Below are 22947 nucleotides of genomic sequence, written 5' to 3' on the forward strand. Positions count from 1 at the left end.
TATTGAAGCCTGAATAGTTACTAAACTTCTTAAGTTAGTTGACGTGTTGCAATTGTATAGATCGATTAAGAACCACTTTGATAATTGAATAGTTCAAATTGAGAGTTTTGGGTTGTGATTAGAAATGATGTAGACGCTATAAATCGAGGAAAAAACAGTGTTCGATTCAAAAATTTTATAGGAAAATTAATTTTTTAGTGTAGAAATAGGGTAGTCTAAGGATATGGAGCCTATGGATTAATTTTTAAATAGACTCTGCATAATAATGTGGATACCTCTAAATAGGAAAAAAATTGCACCAAGGCATAATACAATTGCGAAAATAAGGACTAGTATATAGGTAGGTTTATCTTGATTGCTAAATGCAATATGCAGCATTGTAGGGCCAGTGAGCATTAATATTAAACAGATGCCCATGTTTTGAATTCCCTTAACAAGTAAATTTTTATCTGTTTTTTTAGTTTCCATTGGTGTAGGATTCATTCTAATCCAATTGTTGAGGAGTTTAGTTTTTCCTCTATATTATTAATCTCAGATTTACAATAGTTTCAAAAGTACAAAATTTTGTTGATTACTTGTCCTTTCGATAAATAGTAAATTTCCCTTTTAAGTATGCCATACCAAAGTAGTTATTGAACGGTATAGTTTACCTCAGCAACTTCTGATAATCTAAAATATCCAAGTGGGAAATTCTCAGGATTTGTCTCATTAACACAATTGCCTTTAACTACTGCTGATTGTGTTTCAAACGGCCCGCCGCCGGAATCATTATTTTGTTGCAGTAAAATGAACATATAATTATAGAACCGTTCTGAGATGCCGAAATTTCTGATGGTGACTGTGTCTCCGGCTTTTAAATCTTCTTTGCTATAAAATCCGAATATTTCGTTACCATTGTTAAACCTATCTTCATACACCGATAACGAGGGGATGGCTGGAATATCGCTAATAAACTCGAAAAAATAAAAATTTTTCTCATCCGCAGGGTCAGTATAGTAGGCCTTTAATTCGATCTCGTCTCCTGAAAAACCACCTTCATTGTTTTGTCCTATACGGTCTATTGTCACAACTGATTTAAATATTTCTGTAGCCTTATACACTTCATCATTGTAGGCGATGTTGAGGGTATAGGACGCATTAATTTGAGGTACAAAATTGGTATTGCGATACATACCCGTAGTGCCTTCTTCAATAAACTTAAACACGGTATTGTATTGATTGGTTATGCTAACGACAGCGCCATTTGCGGGCGTAATGGTTTCTTCAAAGTAAGGTGCAGTCAGTGATAATTTAATGGCCTGTTCTCTACCTGAAGTACCCTTTGTCCAATTAATGGAGGCCTCTATCACCAATTTCGGATCAGCAGTATTCAAATCGACTTCAATAAGATCTTCACATGAGGTTAGAAGAAGTAGCAGACTTAAAATAAATATAAAATTTCTCATGTCTAAAATTTAAAATTATAAGAAACTGATGGAATAATTCCGAACAAGGCCAATCTGCTGGCTTCGTTGACGCCCGTATCTCTATTTTCGCTGAACCTGATGGAGGATGCATTTTTACGGGCATAGAGATTGTAAACACCAAACACCCATTCGCCCTTCCATCTTTTTTTGGAATTTGGGCTAGGATTGTAATTCGCTGAGAGGTCCAAACGGTGGTAATTTGTCAAACGGCTTGAGTTTCTAGCTTCATAATTAGGGATGCTTATGCCATTGTATTCATATTGACTATTTGGATAGGTTGTAGGCTGTCCTGTTTGAAAAACAAAAGTACTGCTGAAGCTCCATTTTTCATTGACTTCATAATTGGATGTTATGGAGATATCGTGCGTCTTGTCATGAGGTGTGCTATACCAATTACTGTTATTGATGCCTGTTTCCAAAGGTGTTCTACCTGAAGTTTTTTGTTCTGATTTTGAAAGTGTATAGGCAATCCACCCCGTTAATTTGCCTTCATTTTTTCTAAATAAAACCTCCAATCCATAAGCTCTTGCTTTTCCATTTAAAATAACCTGCTCAATGGCATCATTCGCAATTAAATTGGCGCCATCAATATAATCTATACGGTTTTTAATGTCTTTGTAAAAAGTTTCGACTTCCAGGGAGTACTTATTATCCTTAAAGGTCCTGAAGTATCCTAAAGCAACTTGATCCAATAACTGAGGTTTGATATACTTTCCACTAGGAGCCCAAATGTCTAAAGGCGTGGGGGAACTCGTGTTGGAGAGCAAGTGTAAATATTGACTCATTCTATTATAGCTGGCCTTAATAGAGGCATTGTCATTGAGCTGATAGGCCAGGGCCAATCGGGGTTCTAAATTCATGAATGATTCTATGACGTCAGAGCGCTCATAAGTCTTGACACCAGTAGGTTCTGCTTTTTCATAAATTTTAAGATCGTCATTGAAACTTACAGCCTGGTCATTCTCATAGATATTAAGCTCTGTTTGGCCAAGACGATGAAAACTGCTTAATCTCAATCCGTAGGATACAGCAATCCTAGAACTTAATTGATGTTCTGCATCAACATACACTGCATTTTCAAAAGCATATTTTTTAATCAGATTATATGCGTTAATGCCAGAATTTTCAGAAGTAGGTATAATCTCTCCGGGATTAAAAGTTAAGTACAGACTATTAAAACCATAATCTAATTTGAAGTTGGAACTGATATAATGTTTTAAATCGTATTTCAGATTGAAATTTTTAATTCCAGAAGTCCAGTCAAAGCCCACAAATTTAAGGGCAAGTCCGTAATAGTAATCAGAATAGATCAGAGATAGATTAGAGAACATTTTTTCAGAATAGAGGTGATTCCACCTAAAATTGATGACGGTATTGCCATAGGTGTTTTTAAAGCTGTCCGATATTTCAAAAACATCCCTTCCAAAATACCCGGAGAGGTAGATATTATTGTGCTGATTAATGTTATAACTCAATTTTGAGTTCAAATCGTAAAAATAGGCCTTACTATCAATATCAAATAACGGTAGGAAGAGATGCGCATAACTTGAACGCCCACCTACCAAGAAAGAACCTTTCTCTTTTTTTATTGGGCCTTCCGCTAATAGTCGGCTTGAAACGAGACCCACACCACCGCTCATATGAAACCCATTGCTGTTGCCTTCTTTTTGATAGATGTCCAAAACAGAGGATACGCGTCCGCCGTATTTAGCGGGAATCCCGCCCTTATAGAGTTTGAGATCCTTTATGGCGTCAGGATTAAATACAGAAAAAAGCCCGAACAGATGGGAGGAATTGAAAATGGTGGCTTCGTCCAAAAGAATTAAATTTTGATCTGCTGCACCACCTCTTACGTTAAAACCTGAAGAACCTTCGCCTGCATTGGTAACACCCGGTAGCAGAGTGATGGCTTTAAGCACATCAACTTCTCCTAAAATCACTGGCATTTGTTTTATGGTGCTTATGGAAAGCGAATTGACACTCATTTGAGGCTTCCGAATGTTCAATTTCTCCACATTTTCAGTAATGACTATTTCTTGTAAACTTTCGGTAGACTCGGTGAGTTTATAGTTGAGCGTTTTGCTGGCATCAATCGTAATCGTTTCTGAAATACTATTAAACCCTAAATAACTAATTTGAAAATTATACGTGCCTTTTTTCAGGGTTATGGAATAGAAGCCATATTCATTAGTAATGGTTCCTTTTTGGAGTTCTGGAAAAATAATATTGACCCCAATTAAAGTTTCGTTACTGCCTTGGTCTGTAATCTTACCGCTAAGCGTAAATTTCTCCTGAGAATTCATGAAGAGTGGCAAATATAAGATAAGCCATAGTGCAACCTTCAAGTGTGTGATCATCTGCAATTTTTCATAAAAATAGAAAAAGCTCCTCGATAAAAGGAGCTTTTTGTAGAAATTTTGTTTAATTATTTATAAATAAAAATAAACAAACTAAGAGCTGTAATATTTATACCGTGGCTACCTTGTTTTTAAGAATGGCATTGAAGGTGTCACTAGGTCTCATAGCCTCAGTTACCAACTTTTCGTTTGGTTCATAGTATCCACCAATTGAAACTGGTTTGCCCTGAACGCTATTCAATTCTTCAACAATAGTATTTTCATTGGTCTTTAATACTTCAACAAGTACTTTAAACTCCTCTTGTAATTGCATGTCTAAAGATTGGTTTGCCAATGCTTCAGCCCAATAGAGTGCCAAATAGAAATGACTGCCTCGATTGTCAAGTTCGCCAGATTTACGAGAAGGTGATTTTCCATTATCTAATAATTTACCAGTAGCCTCATCTAGAGTGTCTGCTAAAATCTGCGCTTTAGGATTGTCATTTTTTTCCGCTAAATGTTCTAAAGAGACTGCTAACGCTAAAAACTCACCTAATGAATCCCAGCGCAAATGATTTTCTTCAACAAACTGTTCAACGTGTTTAGGTGCTGAACCTCCTGCACCTGTTTCAAACAAGCCGCCACCATTCATTAAAGGTACGATAGAAAGCATTTTTGCACTTGTTCCCAATTCTAAAATAGGGAAGAGGTCGGTTAAATAATCCCGTAATACATTTCCTGTAACAGAAATAGTGTCTTTGCCATCTTTGAGACGCTGCAATGTGAAGGTAGTAGCTTCAACTGGAGATAGGATTTGTATATCTAAGCCTTGTGTATCGTGATTAGGAAGGTATTGATTTACTTTCTTGATCAATTCGGCATCATGGGCTCTATTTTTATCCAACCAAAAGACAGCTGGTGTAGCCGATGCTTTTGCTCTGGTTACCGCTAATTTTACCCAGTCTTGGATTGGTGCATCTTTAACTTGGCACATTCTCCAAATATCTCCTTTTTCAACATTATGTTCTACTAGGGTTTTTCCTTCAGAATCAACCACGATAACCTTCCCATCGTTGCTTATTTCAAAAGTTTTGTCATGAGAACCATATTCTTCTGCCTTTTGGGCCATCAAACCAACATTCGGGACTGTTCCCATGGTTGTTGGATCAAAAGCACCGTGTTTTTTACAGAAATCGATGGTCGCTTCATACAATCCAGCGTAACTGCTATCAGGAATAACAGCTAAAGTGTCTTCCGGTTTTCCTTGGGCATTCCACATTTTACCAGACGTTCTGATCATTGCAGGCATGGAAGCGTCAATAATCACATCACTAGGAACATGCAGATTCGTAATTCCTTTATCAGAATTTACCATGGCCAAATCTGGACCATTGGCAATTCCTTTTTCGATAGCTGCTTCAATTTCCTTACGCTTAGCCTCAGGAAGTTCTTGTAACTCATCATATAAATTGGCTAATCCATTACTTGGGCTAAAACCAATTTGTTTAAATTCCACTTGATATTGATCAAAGACATCTTTAAAAAATACTTCAACAGCATGACCAAAGATGATAGGGTCAGACACCTTCATCATAGTCGCTTTTAAATGCAATGAATATAGAATGCCTTTATCTTGTGCCTCCTTAACAGTATCTTTTAGAAAGGAGATGAGTGCTTTTTTGCTCATGATTGACGCGTCAATAATTTCGCCTTCAAGCAGGTTGAGTTTGTCTTTTAAAACGTCTTCCTTACCATCTGTTCCTACAAATTTTATACTGACAGTATCAGCTTTTTGAAGCGTCAAGGATTTTTCAGTATGAAAGAAATCGCCCTGCGTCATGGTTGCAACTTCCGTCTTAGAATTAGAGGACCATGCGCCCATGGAATGTGGGTTTTTTTTGGCGTAATTTTTGACTGCCTTAGGTGCACGTCGGTCTGAATTACCTTCACGAAGTACTGGATTAACCGCACTTCCTTTTATTTTATCATATCGAGATCTGATGTCTTTTTCTTCTACTGTTTGTGCGTCATCAGGATAATTTGGAATATTGAATCCTTGTGATTTCAACTCTGCGATAACCTCTTTAAGTTGCGGCACAGAGGCACTGATATTTGGCAATTTAATGATGTTGGCTTCAGGTTGTGTGGCAAGTTCGCCCAGTTCAGCTAGAGTGTTAGGTGCTTTTTGATCATCGTTTAAGAAATCAGGAAATACTGCCAAGATACGGGCTGCCAAAGAAATGTCTTTAGTAACAATGTCGATATTTGAGGATGCTGTAAATGATTTTATGATTGGTAATAACGAGCGTGTTGCCAACGCGGGAGCTTCGTCCGTTTTAGTATAGATAATGGTAGAAGTTTTTGCCATAAGAATTTTGAAATTTAAATGTTAAAGATTGGCCCCAAATTAGGCTCTGCAAATATACAAAATTGAGGTTAGCATATAAAACCGAAAAGCACTCAATTATACTATGTTAATTTGATAATGCTCAAGCAAGCCCAAAACATTTTCTTTAGAAAATTTCGCTTTTTTAATCACATTGTTTTCTGGATGGATGCTGAAATTTTCCGAAGTGCTCAGATCTGCGTTTTTGAGATTGGTTTGCTGAAAAATAGCGTGTTTGAAATCGCAGTTTTCGAATAAGGCACCTGTAAAATCGGTTTCTGAAAGATTTGAATCATTGAGATTGCAATTGATGAACCTAATATTTTTTAGTTTTAACTTATAGAAGGATGAGAATTGCAATTGACAATTGAAAAAGCTGAACGCTAATAAAAACGGGTTGCAATCTTGAAACTGAAGTCCTGTCAGCTTACAATCAATAAATTTGGCGTCCCTAAAAATGGTATATTTTACATTGGCATTGCTGAAATTACAGGTGTCAAACCGACATTCTAAAAACGTAATGGAAGAGAGGTCTGTATCCGTAAAATTACAGTTGGCAAAGCTGCAGTTGTCATATTCGGCTTTTTGAAGGGTGTCCTCCGTAAAATCTGTGTTGTTAAATTCCTTTGAATCGATAAAAGCTGGTGTCATTTAAGGTTGTAAATAGTATGAATGCGGAAAGTTAAGCCGAAAGTATCTAAATAACAAAAGCCATATCATTGTAGCGAAGCTACCTTGACATGGCTTTCTTTGAAATAGTAACGTGATCTAATTAACATTGCTGTTAAATCAGCCGACTAAAACTTACATTTTACAATCGTCTTTTTCAATTCAAGTTATGCTACTTCAATAAAACATTTTCTAACTTTCAAAATGTATTGACGTGTTAGTAAAATGTTTCAATGTGTTGTTTTTCTTGATGTATTATCTTTTGTTGTTCGTTTTTACAAACAACAATGTCCAACACATTACTTCCTACCTTGGTATTCACTTTAGTTGCTACCATCTTTGGAAACTTTCAACTCTACTAGTTTCACCCTACCTAAGCGTGGTGCACTTTTTAAAGTATCATGATTTTTTAATGTCCACATTTGCACGTAACTATTAAAACCTCTCGAAAAACAAACTAATAAAGAACGTTACTTTACGCAATTCAAATTAAGTTCAATTTTTTAGGTTGAAACCAACACAAGGTTGTTATCAAATCGTTATACTAAATTACAAAAATAAGTTGTAGAATCCAAGAATGGGAAGGATTTAGTTTTCAACGGGTTATGAACTTGAGTTGTTAACAATTGTTCATAAAAAAGCCTTGAAATTTTCAAGGCTTTTATATACTATAAGTTTAAGGAGTCTATCCTCTTCTCTCTTTAATTCTTGCTTTCTTACCAGTAAGACCTCTAAAGTAGAAAATACGTGCGCGTCTCACTTTACCTTTCTTGTTCACTTCAATTTTTTGAAGAGCAGGAAGGTTGATAGGGAAAATACGCTCTACACCAATTGTTCCTGACATTTTACGGATTGTAAACGTTTCTGAACTACCAGTACCTTTACGTTGCAATACAACACCTTTAAAGAACTGTGTACGTTTTTTTTCACCCTCTCTAATTTCGTAGTACACTGTGATCGTATCACCGGCGCCGAATTTAGGATATTCTTTTTTTTCTACAAATTCGTCTTGTACAAATTTTACTAAAGAATTCATTTCTTTTAATTTTAAAATTTAATCCAAACCAACATTCACGGAGATCGCCAGAGGTTAATATGAAATTGGATGCAAAAGTAATCAATAAATAATAATTGGCAATAGTATTGTGAAGAAAAGTTCGTGGAAATTGATGACGGATGACGGATGACGGATGATGGATGATGGATGACTGAGGACTGAAGACTGAACACTGAATTAATCTTCCAACAAATCTGGTCGTCTCGCTTTGGTATGTTCGTATGCTTTGTCTTCACGCCATTTTTCAATGTTCGCAAAATGACCGCTAAATAAAATCTCTGGAACTTTCATGCCTTTATACTCCCTTGGCTTTGTGTAAATGGGTGGCGCCAATAAATTATCTTGAAAAGAATCTGTTAACGCCGATGTTTCATTGCCCAGTACCCCAGGAATCAATCGTATCACCGCATCACATAGCACTGCTGCACCTAATTCGCCTCCAGAAAGCACATAATCACCAATTGAAATTTCTTTGGTGATCAATAGGTCTCTTACCCGTTGGTCTACACCTTTATAATGTCCGCAAAGAATAATAATGTTTTCTTTTAAGGACAGCGTGTTGGCAATGCCTTGGTTAAGCGTGTTGCCATCAGGTGTCATGTAAATAACTTCATCGTAGTTGCGAGCTTCTTTAAGCATAGAAATGCATTTATCAATGGGCTCTATCATCATCACCATTCCTGCACCACCCCCAAACTGTGTATCGTCTATGGATTTATAATTGTCAGTGGTATAATCTCTCAAGTTATGAAAATGGACTTCCACCAAACCAGCCGCAATGGCACGTTTTAAAATAGAGGCTTCAAACGGACTTTTAAGTAATTCGGGTAAAACGGTAATAATATCTATGCGCATGGTCTAATGTCTACGCTGCAAAGATGCGAAAAAAGTATTCAGCGTTCAATTTTCGGAGAACAGAAAAAAATCTGTAAGGTTAATTACAGATTTTTTGAGTTTTACTTTATGCTTTTTTGCTTGTTGATTTCATCCTGTAGCTGGCGTCTTACTTTTTGTTCGCGCTCCAACGCTGTCCGTCGATGCTCTTCAAATTCTTCTTCCGTTTCAACCAAGGATTTTTGGGCAAGTTTGGTGACAGAGTTACTGTTTCTATACTTATAAATAAACAATAGCAAAAGTGCAAATAGCGCGCCAATAATACTCCAGAGCAATACATTGTAATTGCTTTTGCTCATTTGTAAACCAAATAAAGCCATATTATCCTTCTCTTCGTTGGTGTCAGCCAAGGTTGATTTGGTCTGGGATAGATTGGTTTTTAATGTGGTGATTTCCTGTGCTAAACTGTCAACAGTGTTTTGTGACCTTGTTAAATTATGTTGAATGGCCTTTAAGGAATCTAGTGTGTGTGCCTTTAATTGATACAACCATGTTTTTTTAACATTTTTATATTCTTGATAATTGTAAGATTTTTGAATAACATATTCAAATTGGTTGTCAATGGTGCCTTCGGTCAAGGATAATTTGTCCTCTTCCTCTGTGGTGGTTTCTTGAGCGTTGGCTATTACAAAAAATAGGCAAGAAAGAAGGGTGAACGTTAGGGTTTTTAATGAATGCATTCGATTAGATTTTCTGATAAGGTTAAAATTTGCACAAGATAAAAAATTATATAGATGTCACTGCTACTATTTAAAACAAATAGCCTCACAATAAGGAGGCTATTTATATACGATTGAAGTATTATTTTAGATGTTCGGCCTACTAATAATATGTATAACGTCTGACTTTAGAGATATATTTTGCCAATCGGATAACTTGATGGCTATAACCATATTCATTATCGTACCAAATGTACAAAATTACATTTTTGCCATCAGGTCTGATAATTGTTGCTTTACTGTCATAAATTGCAGGTGCTGAGCAGCCAATAATGTCACTTGATACCAATTCATCACTTAACTCATATTTTATCTGCTCTACAAGATCGCCTTCTAAAGCATATTTTTTCATTGTGGTGTTAAGGCCATCTAAAGAGGTTGCGGTATCCAACTCTAAATTTAATATTGCCAACGAGCCATTTGGTACGGGAACACGAATGGCGTTAGACGTTAATTTCCCTTCCAAAGACGGTAATGCTTTTGCAACAGCACTTCCTGCACCTGTTTCTGTTATGACCATATTTAAACCTGCAGCGCGTCCACGACGGTATTTGTCATGAAAATTATCTACTAAATTCTGATCATTGGTATAGGCGTGAATGGTTTCCAAATGACCATAGGTTACACCAAATGTATCCTGTATAGCCTTTAAAACGGGCGTAATGGCATTGGTTGTACAAGATGCTGCTGAATAAATATCAACGGTATCAGGATCGTGTTCCAAATGATTAACCCCATGTACAATATTTGGAATGCCCTTGCCAGGAGCAGTGAGGAGTACTTTGCTAACACCCTTAGACTTGAGGTGTCTGCTCAAGGCTTCTTTATCTCTAAAAGCTCCCGTGTTATCAATTACCAAAGCATCTTTAATGCCATATGTAGTATAATCAATGTCTTCTGGAGCGTTAGCAGAAATTATATTAACAGTGGTACCATTAATTATGAGCGCACTATTTTCCAAATCTGCAATGACAGTTCCGGAGAAGTCGCCATGTACAGAATCATTGCGCAATAAGGATGCTCTTTTTTCTAAAACAGTTTGATCAATTTTTCCTCGCGTGACAATGGCTCTCAAACGCATTTGGCTTCCTTTTCCGGTTTTGGTCATCAATTCGCGCGCAACCAATCGTCCAATTCGTCCAAACCCATAAAGCACAACGTCTTTAGGTGTTATGGATTCATTATTGCTGGCGCTTTTAAGCTTGCCGGCTACAAATGCCGTGGCATTGGAATACTTCTGATCTTCTAAATGGTATTCGTAAGTCAGTTTTCCAATGTCCAGTTTTGCTGGTGGAACATCTAAGGTTTTGATAGCCTGTGCAATTTCAACAGAATCAAAAATTGAAATTGGCTTTTGAACAAACGCACCTGCATATTCATGCAAATTTAAAATCTCACTGACATTTCTGTCAATTAATTGATTTCTAAATAGCACCAGCTCAATGGATTTGTCATACCAAAGATCACTGACTATTTTGATAAATTCAACTGTGGCTTTTCGTCTGTCTGCTTGAAAAGCTAATTCGTTCTCATAAGTTCCATTCAAACCCATTGTTTCAAAGTTTAGTGTGCCTGCTTTTTAGCAGACTTGTTGTTGTGTTTAGCCCGACTATTCGGAAGTGCAAAAGTAACATATTTCAATCGTTTTCGTAAGCTTTTAAGAACTAAAAAACCCTTTGGAAAAGAATAGTTCCAAAGGGTTGAAATTTTAAAAAATGTTATAAGATTATCATCAGTGTCCGGTAAAACAGGTGAAAAGTTTGCAAACCCCCTTAAAGCATGATCTGGTTCGAGAACTTAAAAATGACACCTTGTTTTTGAAACCAATTTCACTTAGAGTGATTGGGCAAATTTAATTTAGAATAATGACTGTTTATCCGTCAGTTAAAATCAAGTCTTTGTTGTTTTCCCGATAGCTATCGGGACTATAAGCGCAGCGATCTTAATTCTTTATCGGACAATAATGTAAGATTATCTAAAAATAAAACTCTCTTTTTGTCCTGAACTTGTAATGACAGATAGTTTTTTAATATTCTTTTCCAAATCGTCGCCGTACTTGAGTTTTAACTTCATTACGTCATCTACGTTGTTTATTATCTGACCGTTGATTTCTGTAATTACGTAACCGGAGTTAATTCCCAAATTTTTATAAAGTGCGTAGTTGTCATTTTTGATTACGGCAACACCGTTGCTAATTTTACTACTTTCTTTAACATCGCTTGGGATATTTCTCAATTGCATATCCAAAAACTCAATGGTCATGATTTCACTCTTAGATAAGGTCACGGGGATTTTCTTTTCTGAACCATTTCTAATAATTGACAAATCCACCACATCATTAGGGCGCTTTGTACTCAAATACCCACTCAGATCTGAGAATTTCGAAATCGTAATATTGTCAATTTTCTTGATAATGTCTCCTTTCTTAACACCAGCTTTATCTGCTCCTGAGCGCTCTTCAACATCACTTACGTAAAATCCTTGGGTGGCATCCACCTCAAAAGATTCAGCCGATTTACTGTTCAGTTCACCACCTCTCACTCCTAAGATGCCATTTTGAACGTTTCCAAACTCCATAATATCTTCCACAACCTTTCTCGCAATGTTACTTGGTACAGCAAAGGAATACCCAATGTAAGAACCTGTTTGGGAAGTGATGGCAGTATTGATCCCAATCAGTTCTCCACGCGTGTTTACAAGGGCGCCTCCTGAATTCCCTGGATTTACCGCGGCATCCGTCTGTAAAAACGATTGGGAATTAATGCCCGACAAGTCTCTAGATTTAGCGCTAATAATTCCGGCAGTAACAGTAGAGGTTAAGTTAAATGGATTTCCAACGGCCAGAACCCATTCACCAACCTTAACCTGATCTGAATTTCCAAAAGTTGCAAATGGTAAATCTTCTCCTGCGTCAATCTTTAACAAGGCGATATCCGTCTTCTCATCCGTTCCAATCAGTTCAGCCTCGTATATTTTATTGTCATTTAAGGTAATGGCAAGTTGCTGAGAACCATTAATAACATGGTTGTTGGTAATGATGTATCCGTCCGGAGAAATAATAACACCACTTCCAGTCCCAACTTGGGCGCGCTCCGTGCTTCTGCCCATAAATAAATCTTGAAGTGTCATGGGTGCTCTGCTGAGTGTTGTGTTTTTAACGTGTACAACGGCGTGCACCGCATTTTCAGCAGCTTCAGTGAAATCAGGCGCATATAGGGTGCCGTAGGAAGTGACGGCTGTGTTACTTGTAGGGAAATAAGACGCACTGGAATTAGTGCTATTACTAGCAGCTGTACCATTGGTATGGTCTTCTTCTAAAAATATCTTGTAGGCAGAAAGTGTCATGATTCCACCTAACGCAGATACTAAAATTAGGGTTAAAATCTTCTTCATTTTAATTAGAGTTTAATAATGATTTATAAAATAAATAGTATAAATAGAATAGATAGGTACTTAACGTTTAAAATTAGAATTTTATTGATTCAAACGGTTTCTTTTAACGATTTTTAACGACAACTTTAACGCTGGATTAACAAGCCAAAAAACCATCCATATTTCCTATATTTGCCAAACCTATGAAACAGACTTTTTATAAATACCAAGGAACGGGCAATGATTTTGTGATGATTGACAATCGTCTCTTAACATTTGACAAAAATGATACCAAACACGTTAGTTACTTATGTGACAGACGTTTTGGCATTGGAGCTGACGGATTGATCCTGCTTGAAAGTCATAATGACGTGGATTTTAAAATGGTATACTATAATGCCGATGGAAATGAAAGTTCGATGTGTGGTAACGGAGGACGCTGTATAGTGGCCTTTGCTAAATTTCTGGGAATTGTAGAAAACACCACAACTTTTGAGGCTATTGACGGGTTGCATCATGCAACCATAGAAGCGGATAGTGTACACTTACAAATGCAGGATGTGGCGGCTATAGAACAGTATGAATCGCACGTGTTTTTAAATACCGGATCTCCACACCATGTGCAACTACAAGAAAATCTAGACCAACTTCAAATTAAAGAAATTGGTAGTAAAATTAGATATGGAGCGCCTTATTTTCAAAGTGGGACAAATGTGAATTTTGTCTCAAAAGTTTCCGATGATGTCTTTTCTGTTAGGACCTATGAGCGCGGTGTTGAAGATGAAACGTTGTCTTGCGGTACAGGTGTAACAGCTGTTGCGCTCGCCATGAATTATCTTGGAGAAACAGAAAAAAACCAAATTACTTTAAATACCCAAGGCGGGAAGCTTAAAGTCGCTTTTAAGAAAGCGGGTGATGGCTACGCCGATATTTGGTTGATAGGTCCTGCCATTCAGGTTTTTAAAGGCGAACTATAATGGAGACTCTAAAAGGAGAACATATCTATTTACGCGCTTTGGAGCCAGAAGATTTAAATTTTCTATTTTCCATTGAAAACGATGAGTACCTTTGGGAACTGAGTAACACGCAAACTCCATATTCGCGGTACATCCTTGAACAGTATCTTGAAAATTCCCATAGAGATATCTATGAGGTAAAGCAATTGCGATTGGTCATTTCAAACTATCAACACAAGGCCATCGGACTTATTGATCTGTTTGATTTTGATTTTAAAAACAGTCATGCAGGCGTGGGAATTTTGGTTCAGGAACTGGAAGATAGGAGTAAAGGTTATGGAAAGGAAGCCCTGCAATTAGTGATCGATTACAGTTTTAACCATCTGAACCTGCACCAACTTTATTGTAATATTACGGAAGACAATCAGGCGAGCATCAACTTATTTACCAATCAAGGCTTCCAAAAAGTAGGGGTCAAGAAAGATTGGATTTATACCAATAAAACCTATAAAAACGAATATCTTTTTCAACTTATCAACAACTAAATGTATTTCAAAAAAATCTTTGTCGCCATCGCCCTTATCGGTTTAGTAGTAGCAGCTTTTTTCGCCTATACTATTTACCAAACCATGTTTATATCCAACACAGCTTTTAATAATGATGAAGCTTATGTGTACATTCCCACCAATGCTACGTATCGGGACGTGAGAGCACAATTGCAGCCACTTTTAAAGGATATTGATAAATTTGATGCGCTTGCAGAGCGTAAAAAATACACTTCCAACATCAAAGCGGGTAAGTATGCCATTAAAAAAGGGATGAACAATAATGATATTGTCAACTCCATCCGAAGTAATAATATTCCTGTCAAACTTTCTTTTAATAATCAAGAGTCACTAGAACGTTTAGCAGGCCGTATCTCTACCCAAATTGAAGCCGATAGTTTGGAATTGTTTACCGTGATGTCTTCTCCTGAGTTTTTAAAGGCGAATGACTTTTCTTCCAAAACTGCTTTAGGGATGTACATCCCAAATAGTTACGAGTTTTTTTGGAACACGTCCGCAGAACAATTTAGAGAGCGTATGCTTAAAGAATATCATCGTTTTTGGAATGAAAATCGTATGGCAAAAGCTAAAACTATTGGTCTTACCCCAGAAAAGGTAATGACCATGGCATCCATTGTCCAAAAGGAAACTGCCAAGGTAGATGAGCGTAAACGAGTGGCAGGTGTGTATATGAATCGCTTAAATATAGGCATGCCGCTCCAGGCAGACCCAACGGTTATTTATGCTATTAAACTTACCTCAGGTAATTTTGATCAAGTCATAAAACGTGTCCTCTATAAAGACTTGGTGATAGATTCGCCTTATAACACTTATAAATATGCCGGCTTACCCCCAGGGTTGATTGCCATGCCAGACATTACGTCCATTGACGCGGTTTTGAATTTTGAAAAGCATGACTACTTGTATTTTGTGGCTGATGTCACCAACTTTGGTTATCATAAATTCGCAAAAACCTTGTCACAGCATAATGTCAACAGACAAGAATATGTGCGCTGGATCAATCAGCAAGGTGTAAACAGGTAACTGATGGCGCGGTTAACCTGTAGTTTGTTTTTTTTCCTAATCATTACCGCGCCATCCTTTTCCCAAACAAAACTAGAACAATTCCTTCAACCAAGTGATACGCTAAATACTTCAAGAAGGACTGCTGTCTATATCTCTGAAGGAGCTATAGGCGGGCTCACTTTAATAGGCCTCCACCAACTGTGGTATGCGGATTATCAGCAGTCCAATTTTCACACCATCAATGATAATTCAGAATGGTTGCAGATAGATAAGATGGGCCATGTGTTTTCATCCTATCAATTAGGGCGCTTAGGAGCCAACGCGCTGGCTTGGAGTGGCGCAAGTAAAAGCGAACAGTTGCCTTATGGCGCAACCCTGGGGTTTACATTTTTGAGCGCGGTGGAAGTTTTAGACGGCTTTAGCAAAGAATGGGGCTTTTCTTGGGGAGATATGTTGGCCAATGCATCTGGCGCCGGATTTTATATTGGACAAGAGGTGCTGTGGCACGAGCAACGGATCGCTCTGAAATATTCTTTCCATCAAACCAAATATGCCGAGGCGCAGCCGGATAAAGCATTAGGCGACGGATTTCTTGAGGAGCTTTTAAAAGATTATAACGGCCAAACTTATTGGCTCAGTTTTAATATGCATGCTTTCATTAAAAACGACCATATTCCCAAGTGGCTCAATGTTGCAGTAGGTTATGGCGCGGATGGCATGATGTTTGGTAATAGTGGGGTTATTGATAACAATATTACTGGTAAAAACAGAGCTCGACAATTCTATTTGAGTTTAGATGTAGACTTGTCGCGGATTGAAACAAAATCGCCTTTATTGAGGACGGTTTTTGACGTTTTAAACGTTATTAAGGTGCCTTTTCCAACTGTGGAGTTTGCTGGTAAAAATGGCGTAAAGCTCCATGGGGTCTATTTTTAGAGACTTAAACGATTAATTTTGAGGCTTTAATAAAAAAACGTATCTTTGCACGCTGAAATTTAAGTCTACTTAAAAAATAAAAGGCTTTACGAATATTAGGAAAAATGTTAAAAAAAATCACTAATTATTTTGTTATTCCTTTTGCAATTTGTGTCATATTAATGACGGCACTTTTTCCAAAAACGACTGTGGATATGACTAATTTTTCTACGGAAGGGTTAGAATTAAACTACACAGTTTCTGAAGACATCGCTATGTTGTCTCCAACAGAAGGAACTTTCCCAACAATTACATATGATAAGTATTTTCCATATTTAGGAAAATCGTATTTAGGATTCAAAGAAGCGCTTGCTTTTAAAGAATCGAGAGGTAATTATTTTACTGTAAATGATTTTGGGTATTTAGGAAAGTACCAATTTGGTGCTGAAACCTTAAAATTATTGGGGGTTTACAATCCGCAATTCTTTTTGTACACTCCGGAGTTACAAGAGAAGGCTTTTTTAGCCAATTCTGAGCGTAACAAATGGATACTCAGAAAAGACATTGCGCGTTTTGTCGGTAAAGAAATTCATGGAATTACCATTACGGAATCTGGAATTCTGGCCGCTGCCCATTTGGCGGGACCAGGAAGTGTAAAGAAATTTCTAAGAAGTTTTGGCGGCTACAATTACTCTGATGCTTATGGTTCTTCTATTTCACATTATATGAAACGTTTTTCCGGTTATGATACGTCGTTTATCAAACCAAACAGAAGAGCTAAAGCTGTTTTGTAATCAGTCCTTGTGGATGATAAAGATGGCGGGTCGTTTGTGTAAATCCACTTTGATGTGCTTCCAGTCTTTGGCAGGGTGAGTTTTGATATATTCTGTAGGCAGAGTTAAGTCGCACGCCACACAAATTCTGGTTTGCGGTTGCAGCGTTCCCCACAAATCTTCGAGCATTTTATTGTTGCGATAAGGCGTTTCTATAAATAATTGACTCTGGTTCTGATCATGGGAAAGTTTCTCAAGACGCTTTAATTCTGCTTTGCGTTCTTGTTTATCAATAGGTAAATAGCCATTAAAGGCGAAGCTTTGTCCGTTCATCCCAGACCCCATGAGTGCCATGATTATGGAAGAAGGACCAACCAACGGTACTACTTGAATGTTAAGCTCATGTGCCAACCTGACAATATCTGAACCTGGATCGGCCACTGCAGGGCAACCTGCTTCAGATAAGAGCCCCATGGGTTTGCCTGCTTTACACGCCTCTAAAAACGTCGATTTTTCAGATTCTTCCGTATACTTGTTTAAAACCTTAAAGTTCAATGAAGGTTGGGGTTTTTCAGGTTGGGTTTCTTTAATGAAACGCCGCGCTGTCCTTTCGTTCTCAACAATATAATCGTCCGTAAACTCTATGATTTTTCGTATCGATTGAGGCAACACATCCCACACTGGATTGTCGCCTAAACCTGTAGGTATTAAGTAAAGTTTACCAAATTGATTTTCCATGTGTTTTCTTTTCAGATTGTGAGAGAGGTGTTAACTACGGCGTTTGAATAATTCATAATTAGTAGTGTCCGATTAAACCTCTTTAAAAGCGGGATTTCCATAAAGGATTTCCCGCTTTAGTTTTATATCTTGTTTTTACCACAAAATCGAGAGATATGGACAAAAGTAAGAACTTTAGCGGACAGCCCATTATTAAGCCACTATTAAAATTACTTCCCTCCAATATAATCAGCTGGACAGGTCAGTTGAAACCATATAAAACAAAAAAAACTTATTAATTTTTTGATTAACAAGTTTTCTAAAATATGATAATTGCGCAGAAAGCTTTGAGGTCAATTTTTTATTGGAGCCTCAAACTTGAAGTTCAAACAGTATGAAAATTTAATTGCGTTGCTATTCTCTATTCAGCAGATCTATGGTTTTTCCGTTTAGTGTGTTATCGGTCACTTCCGCATTCAGCACTCGTTCAAAAAGAATTGCATTCGTATTGGAATGAAATGGGGGATATTCCTGGTTGGTAATCACTGTGTTGTTTTTAAAGATTAGCCCATTCACTGATTTAGCATAAAGAATCGGATGATCAAACGTTTCAAATTCATTATTTTCTATACGAATGCCCGAGTGGAAGTAGCTTGTTTGATTTCCCAAATCTGGAATTTCCGGATAGATGGAAATGATGGCTGATGTAAATTGATACATACTGGTAAGCGCATTCACAAACTTATTATCGCGAATTGTGACATCCGTGGAAGCACCAGTCTCATACCAGCCATTGCTATCGCCACACAATAGAATGGCACAACCTGAGGTATGGTCAAATAAATTGTTAGCAATAAGCGTTGGTTTAGGGGTGCTAAACAATGCGCCTCTTGCTCTGTTGTTCCGAATGGTATTGCCCGTAAAGATTACTGAAGGGGTCCAGGTAAGATTTTCAATGCCAATATCAAAATTTGCAGGATCAATCTCATTACCGAGATCCTCTGCAAATTCAATTCTGAATTCCTTAATGGGCTCATTTTTAGTGGTACGCACTGGCGTTATGGAAACGATGGTATTCTTATGGTCCCAGAGATCCATGGTTTTGGACTTTATAAATTGGACAGAGTCTCCAGCATAACCCCAATCAAATCCGTAGGCTTGATGATGCATATATTTCGCTATTACCGTATGTGCATCAACTTTTTTTAATAGTTTAAGATAGGTGCCATGAATGTTGATTGCGTCATCCATCATACCTTCATAGAGTCCGTCTGTGGAGGTAATTACGCCTTTACAACTGGAAAAATGGGTTGCATCTGCTTGTGTTGTAAAGTATCTCGGGTCATCTTTACCTCGGAGCGCTACCTCAAAACCATCCAATGATATGTTTTCAGTGAGCTGAGCTAACAGGCCCATGCCTTCAGCATAATGTACTTTCACATTTTCAAAATTTATATTTTCACCTTTATGGATAAAGATCCCTGGTGTTGGGCGGTGATAGCTTCTCATGGCAACCACGGTTCCCGGTATCAATTTGCTGTTTTTCCAATGATGGGCTTTAATTAGACCAGGGGATAGCTCGCTTACACCAGTTGTTCCGACTGCAATATCTCCACTATTATATACAATGCGTTTGGTTTGTTCTTCAAAGGCGATACCTGCAATAGGTTGCATTTCCCAACCCTCGCCTGCATTGTAAAAAATGCTATCTTTAATGGTGTAAGTAACCCAGGGTGCAGTTTCAAAAATGATGCTTCCGGCTATAGTATCATTTTTCACAACTTTCACTTGGGCTATATGAGGCTTTTCAAAATCGATACTTAAATTTTTAATCTTAACATTATTGTTTTCAATCAGTGCCAAAGGAAGCATGCGTCCGTGAAATATCAGGTCAGAACCATTCCCGTCAATTGTAATATTCTTGAAACCTTCCAGTTCAATGCCTACAATTTTAGGATTATCTTGGTCATGGTTTGAAATGTAGTATTCCCTTCTAACCGCTCCGTCAGTATGAAAATCATATCTACCCTTTTTGAATTGAATGACGACCGAATCAGCAGTGACCATTTCGCTCTTAATTTTCTTAAGTGCCGCCTCTAATAATGGAGCGCTATTTTCTCTTTGGTCCGGCAATACACCATAAGATTCCAATTTAAAGACCTTGGTCTTCTTCTGTGCCTGAATTGTAGAGGTTAAGCCAAATACTAACAAGATTAATAGGGAGATTTTTTTCAACATGGTGGTTTTAAATGTCATATGCTTTGACGGTATTTTTAAGGATACAAAATAATGAATAAAGCCCATAGAACAATAAATACCATATCATTCTTATTTCATTCTCTCAGTAAATCTAAAAGTGCACGTGCTAAAATGATCATTCAATTTTCATAAAAATTCGTCATTGTGGGGAATATGAATTTAATTAGTGAAACTCAATTTTTAAAAGTTGCGAAGCAATGAATTAAAAATTGTTAGTTGAACTAATCCCGCTTTTTAGCGGGATCCTTGGGTTTTATTCCCCGACGCTCTGCGTCGAAATAAAAAAGGAACTTCTACTTGATACCTCGTACCCTTGGGTCGAGGTTGTTCATTTTTTACATGAAATTTGTAGAAAATCCAGTTCTTAATACATTTTTTTATAAGGGTTGCTGTAAATTACAAATGCTGGTTAGAATGCCATTTTGTGTAGGTTATAAAAGATTTACAGGAAGTGTCTTGAAAAGATAAAAAACCTAGCTAATTTTTTGTTCTTGATCCATATTGTACCATTATAAAAAAAGCAGTTACAAATTAATGTAACTGTCTGATTATAAAGTAGCGATAAGGGGCTGCGATCCCCTGACCTCCGGGTTATGAAAATTCAGAATTGAAAATCGAAATCACATAAATATACTGATTTTCAATTGGTTACATTTAATTTAGGCTCCCTTGATATCATCTAATATCAAGGAAAATGGCCATTTGTTGTACCTAAAATGTCGCACCTTAATAGTCTAAAAATCAGGTTATGGCATCAATTCAAACAGTACTTAGAAACAAGCCAAATGGTCGAATGTTTTACCCAATTGCAATAAGAATTACCAAAGACAGGAAAACTTCCTACATTTTTACTGGACAATATATAGATAAAATGGAATGGAATGAGCAAAAAGGTCTCGTCAGGAAATCTCATCCAGACGCCATGTCTATTAACCAATTAATATTTATTAAACTAGGCGAAGCCAGTAGGCGTCTACTCAAAGTGCAGTCTGAACGAGAATATCAATCTGTGTCCACCATCAAAACTAACATTGTTAAAAAAGAGCGATTTGATTTTTTTAGTGCCGTTAAAATTCAATTGAGACGATTAGAGGAGCGAGGTCAATACCATCAACGTGATGTTGTTAAAAGTAGCATGGATAAGTTTAAAACTTTTTCGAAATCTGAAAAACTACATTTTAATGAGCTAACTGTTGATCTGTTGAAACGTTTCGAAGCTTATTTAAAGAATAATAGAGGATTGGCTCACCGTACCATAGTTAATTATATGATTGCCATTAGAACGATTTACAATATAGCTATTGGTGAGAATTGGGCAGAACGTAATTACTATCCCTTTGGTAGAGGCGGTTATACAATAAAACTTTTGGAGTCTCAAAAGATCGGACTGACAGTGGAAGAAGTTAAATTGCTTGAAAAAGCCGAAGCTCTAACACCTTTCCAGCAGCACGCTCTAAATATTTGGTTAATAAGTTTGTATTTTGCTGGTATAAGAATTGGGGATGTAATACAGCTCAAATGGTCAGATTTTATTGATAATGCGAATCAAGGGTTAAAAAATTAGTGTTATAAAAGCCGCCGTCAGTCTTCCATATGCATGAAGGGTCAAACCTTTTGTGGACCTGACCTTACTTGCTTTCTGTATATCGAATTTTTCAATAAGCCAACTGAACAATGCCTCTATGGGCTGTCTGATTTTAGACACAGCTCTTGAATATAGGTCGTTACAGGCTCTGTCAATTTTTCTCAGAACATCCGCCATTCCCTTTACGGCCTTTACGGGAGTTAGCATTTCAGAGTTAAAGTTGGCATTCATATTTTGAAAAAAAGCAGTGTCATTATATATTTTATCCCCAAAGAAAGTACGGTCTCCAATTTCGGACCAGGGCTATTTAAATAAGGTTAAGTCGTTTACGGAAGCTGGTGTAAATATAATTTGCTCTGGATGTGGCAATTTGTTTGGATTGCAAAACCCCAAAGCATGAAGTTTCATTCCATAATAGTACATACCCTTTGTAGAACAATATCCCTTGCTCGTTATTTCGGGTGCAACTTTACCTGAACGTTTTCCAGAACAGGTGATAATTGGCATAGAATCCAATACGCTTAACTTGTTGGAACAGCCCTTTGGGCCAAATTCGGTTAAAAGCATGCCTGCTAAAGTGCTCATGGCACCAGAGAGTCTGTTTATTCTATAATTAAAGGCTTGGTAAATTCCCAGATCAAAAAACCAGCTCATTAAATATTCACTTGCAAATTGATGTATCTTGTTCATTTTAATAATCCCTTGGTGCTGCATCACAAATAGATAAATGGTTATAATTTCCTGATCTGTAAGTTTTGGTGCATTATTATTGCTAAAGCGTTCGCATTCAAATTGTAAATGTGTTTCAAATTTTTCACAGACATAGTCATATTATTTTTATTAACTTGTAATCCTTGTTATTGCTATTTGTATCCAAAATAATCTTGTTGAAATTGACTATTAAGATACTGGTAATCAATAACTTAAACAAGTTTAAGGCGTTGTTTTTCAACTAATTAAGCTTGTTTTTTTGTTTATTTTCTACCCTTGATTCGCATTAATAATATTACAGTTTCAGAACTTTCATTCCAAATCAATGTTCTGGACAAATAGAATATAAAAAAGAAAGAAAATAGAATCGGTTATTGAAAATATATTATTAATGTGCAGTTTATTTCAATGACAACGGAATTGAATGTTTTGAGTTAAATAGCTCAGTTCAAAATGGATGAACTTATAAAAAGTGTATAAATTAAAATTCTCTTTCCCCATCATCATTACGGGTTTTCTTCTTTGATGCTGTTTTTCTGATAAAATCAATACGTAAACGCA

At 37.0% G+C, this 22947-nt stretch carries 20 protein-coding genes; 6 read left to right on the forward strand and 14 right to left on the reverse strand.

Annotated features, from left to right (window positions below; genetic code table 11):
- Positions 1-237: 237 nt before the first annotated feature.
- The 10 genes from JEM65_RS22355 to JEM65_RS08050 all read right to left on the reverse strand — a co-directional run bounded on the left by JEM65_RS22355 (position 238) and on the right by JEM65_RS08050 (position 12920).
- Positions 238-483 (reverse strand): DUF6095 family protein, encoded by a 246-nt coding sequence (locus JEM65_RS22355; protein WP_306465084.1) that lies wholly within the window; start codon positions 481-483, stop codon positions 238-240.
- A gap of 146 nt (positions 484-629) precedes the next feature.
- Positions 630-1445: a DUF4249 family protein gene (locus tag JEM65_RS08010; protein ID WP_199598428.1), complete on the reverse strand. Its 816-nt coding sequence runs from the start codon at positions 1443-1445 to the stop codon at positions 630-632.
- Positions 1446-1447: 2 nt separating this feature from the next.
- Positions 1448-3823: a TonB-dependent receptor gene (locus JEM65_RS08015; protein ID WP_199598429.1), complete on the reverse strand. Its 2376-nt coding sequence runs from the start codon at positions 3821-3823 to the stop codon at positions 1448-1450.
- Positions 3824-3932: 109 nt separating this feature from the next.
- The gene (locus JEM65_RS08020; protein WP_199598430.1) at positions 3933-6170 is read right to left on the reverse strand and encodes an NADP-dependent isocitrate dehydrogenase; all 2238 of its coding nucleotides are present in this window, start codon (positions 6168-6170) and stop codon (positions 3933-3935) included.
- Positions 6171-6266: 96 nt separating this feature from the next.
- Positions 6267-6839 (reverse strand): pentapeptide repeat-containing protein, encoded by a 573-nt coding sequence (locus tag JEM65_RS08025; RefSeq protein WP_199598431.1) that lies wholly within the window; start codon positions 6837-6839, stop codon positions 6267-6269.
- A gap of 703 nt (positions 6840-7542) precedes the next feature.
- Positions 7543-7893 carry a 50S ribosomal protein L19 gene (gene rplS, locus JEM65_RS08030; RefSeq protein ID WP_199598432.1) on the reverse strand — a complete coding sequence of 117 codons (351 nt, stop codon included), beginning with the start codon at positions 7891-7893 and terminating at the stop codon, positions 7543-7545.
- A gap of 198 nt (positions 7894-8091) precedes the next feature.
- Positions 8092-8769 carry a tRNA (guanosine(37)-N1)-methyltransferase TrmD gene (gene trmD, locus JEM65_RS08035; protein WP_199598433.1) on the reverse strand — a complete coding sequence of 226 codons (678 nt, stop codon included), beginning with the start codon at positions 8767-8769 and terminating at the stop codon, positions 8092-8094.
- A 101-nt stretch (positions 8770-8870) separates the two neighbouring features.
- Entirely contained in the window at positions 8871-9488 is a 618-nt protein-coding gene (locus tag JEM65_RS08040; RefSeq protein WP_199598434.1) for a tRNA (guanine-N1)-methyltransferase, read from the reverse strand.
- 142 nt (positions 9489-9630) lie between these two features.
- Positions 9631-11079: a glyceraldehyde-3-phosphate dehydrogenase gene (locus JEM65_RS08045; protein WP_199598435.1), complete on the reverse strand. Its 1449-nt coding sequence runs from the start codon at positions 11077-11079 to the stop codon at positions 9631-9633.
- A gap of 419 nt (positions 11080-11498) precedes the next feature.
- Entirely contained in the window at positions 11499-12920 is a 1422-nt protein-coding gene (locus JEM65_RS08050) for a trypsin-like peptidase domain-containing protein (RefSeq protein ID WP_199598436.1), read from the reverse strand.
- A gap of 182 nt (positions 12921-13102) precedes the next feature.
- On the opposite strand from JEM65_RS08050, the gene dapF reads away from it, so the two are divergent.
- The 5 genes from dapF to JEM65_RS08075 all read left to right on the forward strand — a co-directional run bounded on the left by dapF (position 13103) and on the right by JEM65_RS08075 (position 17135).
- Positions 13103-13876, forward strand: coding sequence for a diaminopimelate epimerase (gene dapF / locus JEM65_RS08055; protein ID WP_199598437.1), 774 nt, complete (start codon positions 13103-13105; stop codon positions 13874-13876).
- Positions 13876-14400, forward strand: coding sequence for a GNAT family N-acetyltransferase (locus tag JEM65_RS08060; protein ID WP_199598438.1), 525 nt, complete (start codon positions 13876-13878; stop codon positions 14398-14400). The genes dapF and JEM65_RS08060 overlap by 1 nt, the downstream gene beginning before the upstream one ends.
- Positions 14401-15444, forward strand: coding sequence for an endolytic transglycosylase MltG (gene mltG / locus JEM65_RS08065; protein WP_199598439.1), 1044 nt, complete (start codon positions 14401-14403; stop codon positions 15442-15444).
- Positions 15445-15447: 3 nt separating this feature from the next.
- A complete protein-coding gene (locus tag JEM65_RS08070) occupies positions 15448-16362 on the forward strand; it encodes a DUF2279 domain-containing protein (RefSeq protein WP_199598440.1) in 915 nt (304 codons plus the stop codon).
- 104 nt (positions 16363-16466) lie between these two features.
- A complete protein-coding gene (locus tag JEM65_RS08075; RefSeq protein WP_199598441.1) occupies positions 16467-17135 on the forward strand; it encodes a peptidoglycan-binding protein LysM in 669 nt (222 codons plus the stop codon).
- Here the strand turns inward: JEM65_RS08075 and JEM65_RS08080 are convergent, their stop codons facing one another.
- Entirely contained in the window at positions 17136-17852 is a 717-nt protein-coding gene (locus JEM65_RS08080; RefSeq protein WP_199598442.1) for an SAM-dependent methyltransferase, read from the reverse strand.
- A gap of 393 nt (positions 17853-18245) precedes the next feature.
- The gene (locus JEM65_RS08085) at positions 18246-20087 is read right to left on the reverse strand and encodes a right-handed parallel beta-helix repeat-containing protein (protein ID WP_199598443.1); all 1842 of its coding nucleotides are present in this window, start codon (positions 20085-20087) and stop codon (positions 18246-18248) included.
- Positions 20088-20838: 751 nt separating this feature from the next.
- Here JEM65_RS08085 and JEM65_RS08090 point away from each other — a divergent pair.
- On the forward strand, positions 20839-21654 hold the full coding sequence (locus tag JEM65_RS08090; protein ID WP_233530576.1) for a phage integrase SAM-like domain and Arm DNA-binding domain-containing protein: 816 nt from the start codon (positions 20839-20841) through the stop codon (positions 21652-21654).
- Here the strand turns inward: JEM65_RS08090 and JEM65_RS22360 are convergent.
- Complete coding sequence (locus JEM65_RS22360; RefSeq protein ID WP_233530577.1) at positions 21643-21906, reverse strand: hypothetical protein; 264 nt, start codon at positions 21904-21906, stop codon at positions 21643-21645. The genes JEM65_RS08090 and JEM65_RS22360 overlap by 12 nt on opposite strands.
- A 72-nt stretch (positions 21907-21978) precedes the next feature.
- Positions 21979-22365 (reverse strand): hypothetical protein, encoded by a 387-nt coding sequence (locus tag JEM65_RS22365; protein ID WP_233530578.1) that lies wholly within the window; start codon positions 22363-22365, stop codon positions 21979-21981.
- Positions 22366-22947 lie beyond the last annotated feature (582 nt).

The organism is Gelidibacter salicanalis (assembly GCF_016469035.1).
GTDB lineage: Bacteria > Bacteroidota > Bacteroidia > Flavobacteriales > Flavobacteriaceae > Gelidibacter > Gelidibacter salicanalis_A.

Excerpts from the sequence above, each read along its gene's own strand:
- JEM65_RS22365 (WP_233530578.1), bottom strand. The coding sequence starts at position 22,365 with ATGAACAAGATACATCAATTTGCAAGTGAATATTTAATGAGCTGGTTT.
- JEM65_RS08060 (WP_199598438.1), top strand. The coding sequence starts at position 13,876 with ATGGAGACTCTAAAAGGAGAACATATCTATTTACGCGCTTTGGAGCCA.
- trmD (WP_199598433.1), bottom strand. The coding sequence starts at position 8,769 with ATGCGCATAGATATTATTACCGTTTTACCCGAATTACTTAAAAGTCCG.
- JEM65_RS08045 (WP_199598435.1), bottom strand. The coding sequence starts at position 11,079 with ATGGGTTTGAATGGAACTTATGAGAACGAATTAGCTTTTCAAGCAGAC.
- JEM65_RS08040 (WP_199598434.1), bottom strand. The coding sequence starts at position 9,488 with ATGCATTCATTAAAAACCCTAACGTTCACCCTTCTTTCTTGCCTATTT.
- rplS (WP_199598432.1), bottom strand. The coding sequence starts at position 7,893 with ATGAATTCTTTAGTAAAATTTGTACAAGACGAATTTGTAGAAAAAAAA.
- JEM65_RS08050 (WP_199598436.1), bottom strand. The coding sequence starts at position 12,920 with ATGAAGAAGATTTTAACCCTAATTTTAGTATCTGCGTTAGGTGGAATC.
- JEM65_RS08010 (WP_199598428.1), bottom strand. The coding sequence starts at position 1,445 with ATGAGAAATTTTATATTTATTTTAAGTCTGCTACTTCTTCTAACCTCA.
- mltG (WP_199598439.1), top strand. The coding sequence starts at position 14,401 with ATGTATTTCAAAAAAATCTTTGTCGCCATCGCCCTTATCGGTTTAGTA.
- JEM65_RS08080 (WP_199598442.1), bottom strand. The coding sequence starts at position 17,852 with ATGGAAAATCAATTTGGTAAACTTTACTTAATACCTACAGGTTTAGGC.
- JEM65_RS08070 (WP_199598440.1), top strand. The coding sequence starts at position 15,448 with ATGGCGCGGTTAACCTGTAGTTTGTTTTTTTTCCTAATCATTACCGCG.
- JEM65_RS08025 (WP_199598431.1), bottom strand. The coding sequence starts at position 6,839 with ATGACACCAGCTTTTATCGATTCAAAGGAATTTAACAACACAGATTTT.
- JEM65_RS08090 (WP_233530576.1), top strand. The coding sequence starts at position 20,839 with ATGGCATCAATTCAAACAGTACTTAGAAACAAGCCAAATGGTCGAATG.
- JEM65_RS08020 (WP_199598430.1), bottom strand. The coding sequence starts at position 6,170 with ATGGCAAAAACTTCTACCATTATCTATACTAAAACGGACGAAGCTCCC.
- JEM65_RS08075 (WP_199598441.1), top strand. The coding sequence starts at position 16,467 with ATGTTAAAAAAAATCACTAATTATTTTGTTATTCCTTTTGCAATTTGT.
- dapF (WP_199598437.1), top strand. The coding sequence starts at position 13,103 with ATGAAACAGACTTTTTATAAATACCAAGGAACGGGCAATGATTTTGTG.
- JEM65_RS22360 (WP_233530577.1), bottom strand. The coding sequence starts at position 21,906 with ATGAATGCCAACTTTAACTCTGAAATGCTAACTCCCGTAAAGGCCGTA.
- JEM65_RS22355 (WP_306465084.1), bottom strand. The coding sequence starts at position 483 with ATGAATCCTACACCAATGGAAACTAAAAAAACAGATAAAAATTTACTT.
- JEM65_RS08015 (WP_199598429.1), bottom strand. The coding sequence starts at position 3,823 with ATGATCACACACTTGAAGGTTGCACTATGGCTTATCTTATATTTGCCA.
- JEM65_RS08085 (WP_199598443.1), bottom strand. The coding sequence starts at position 20,087 with ATGACATTTAAAACCACCATGTTGAAAAAAATCTCCCTATTAATCTTG.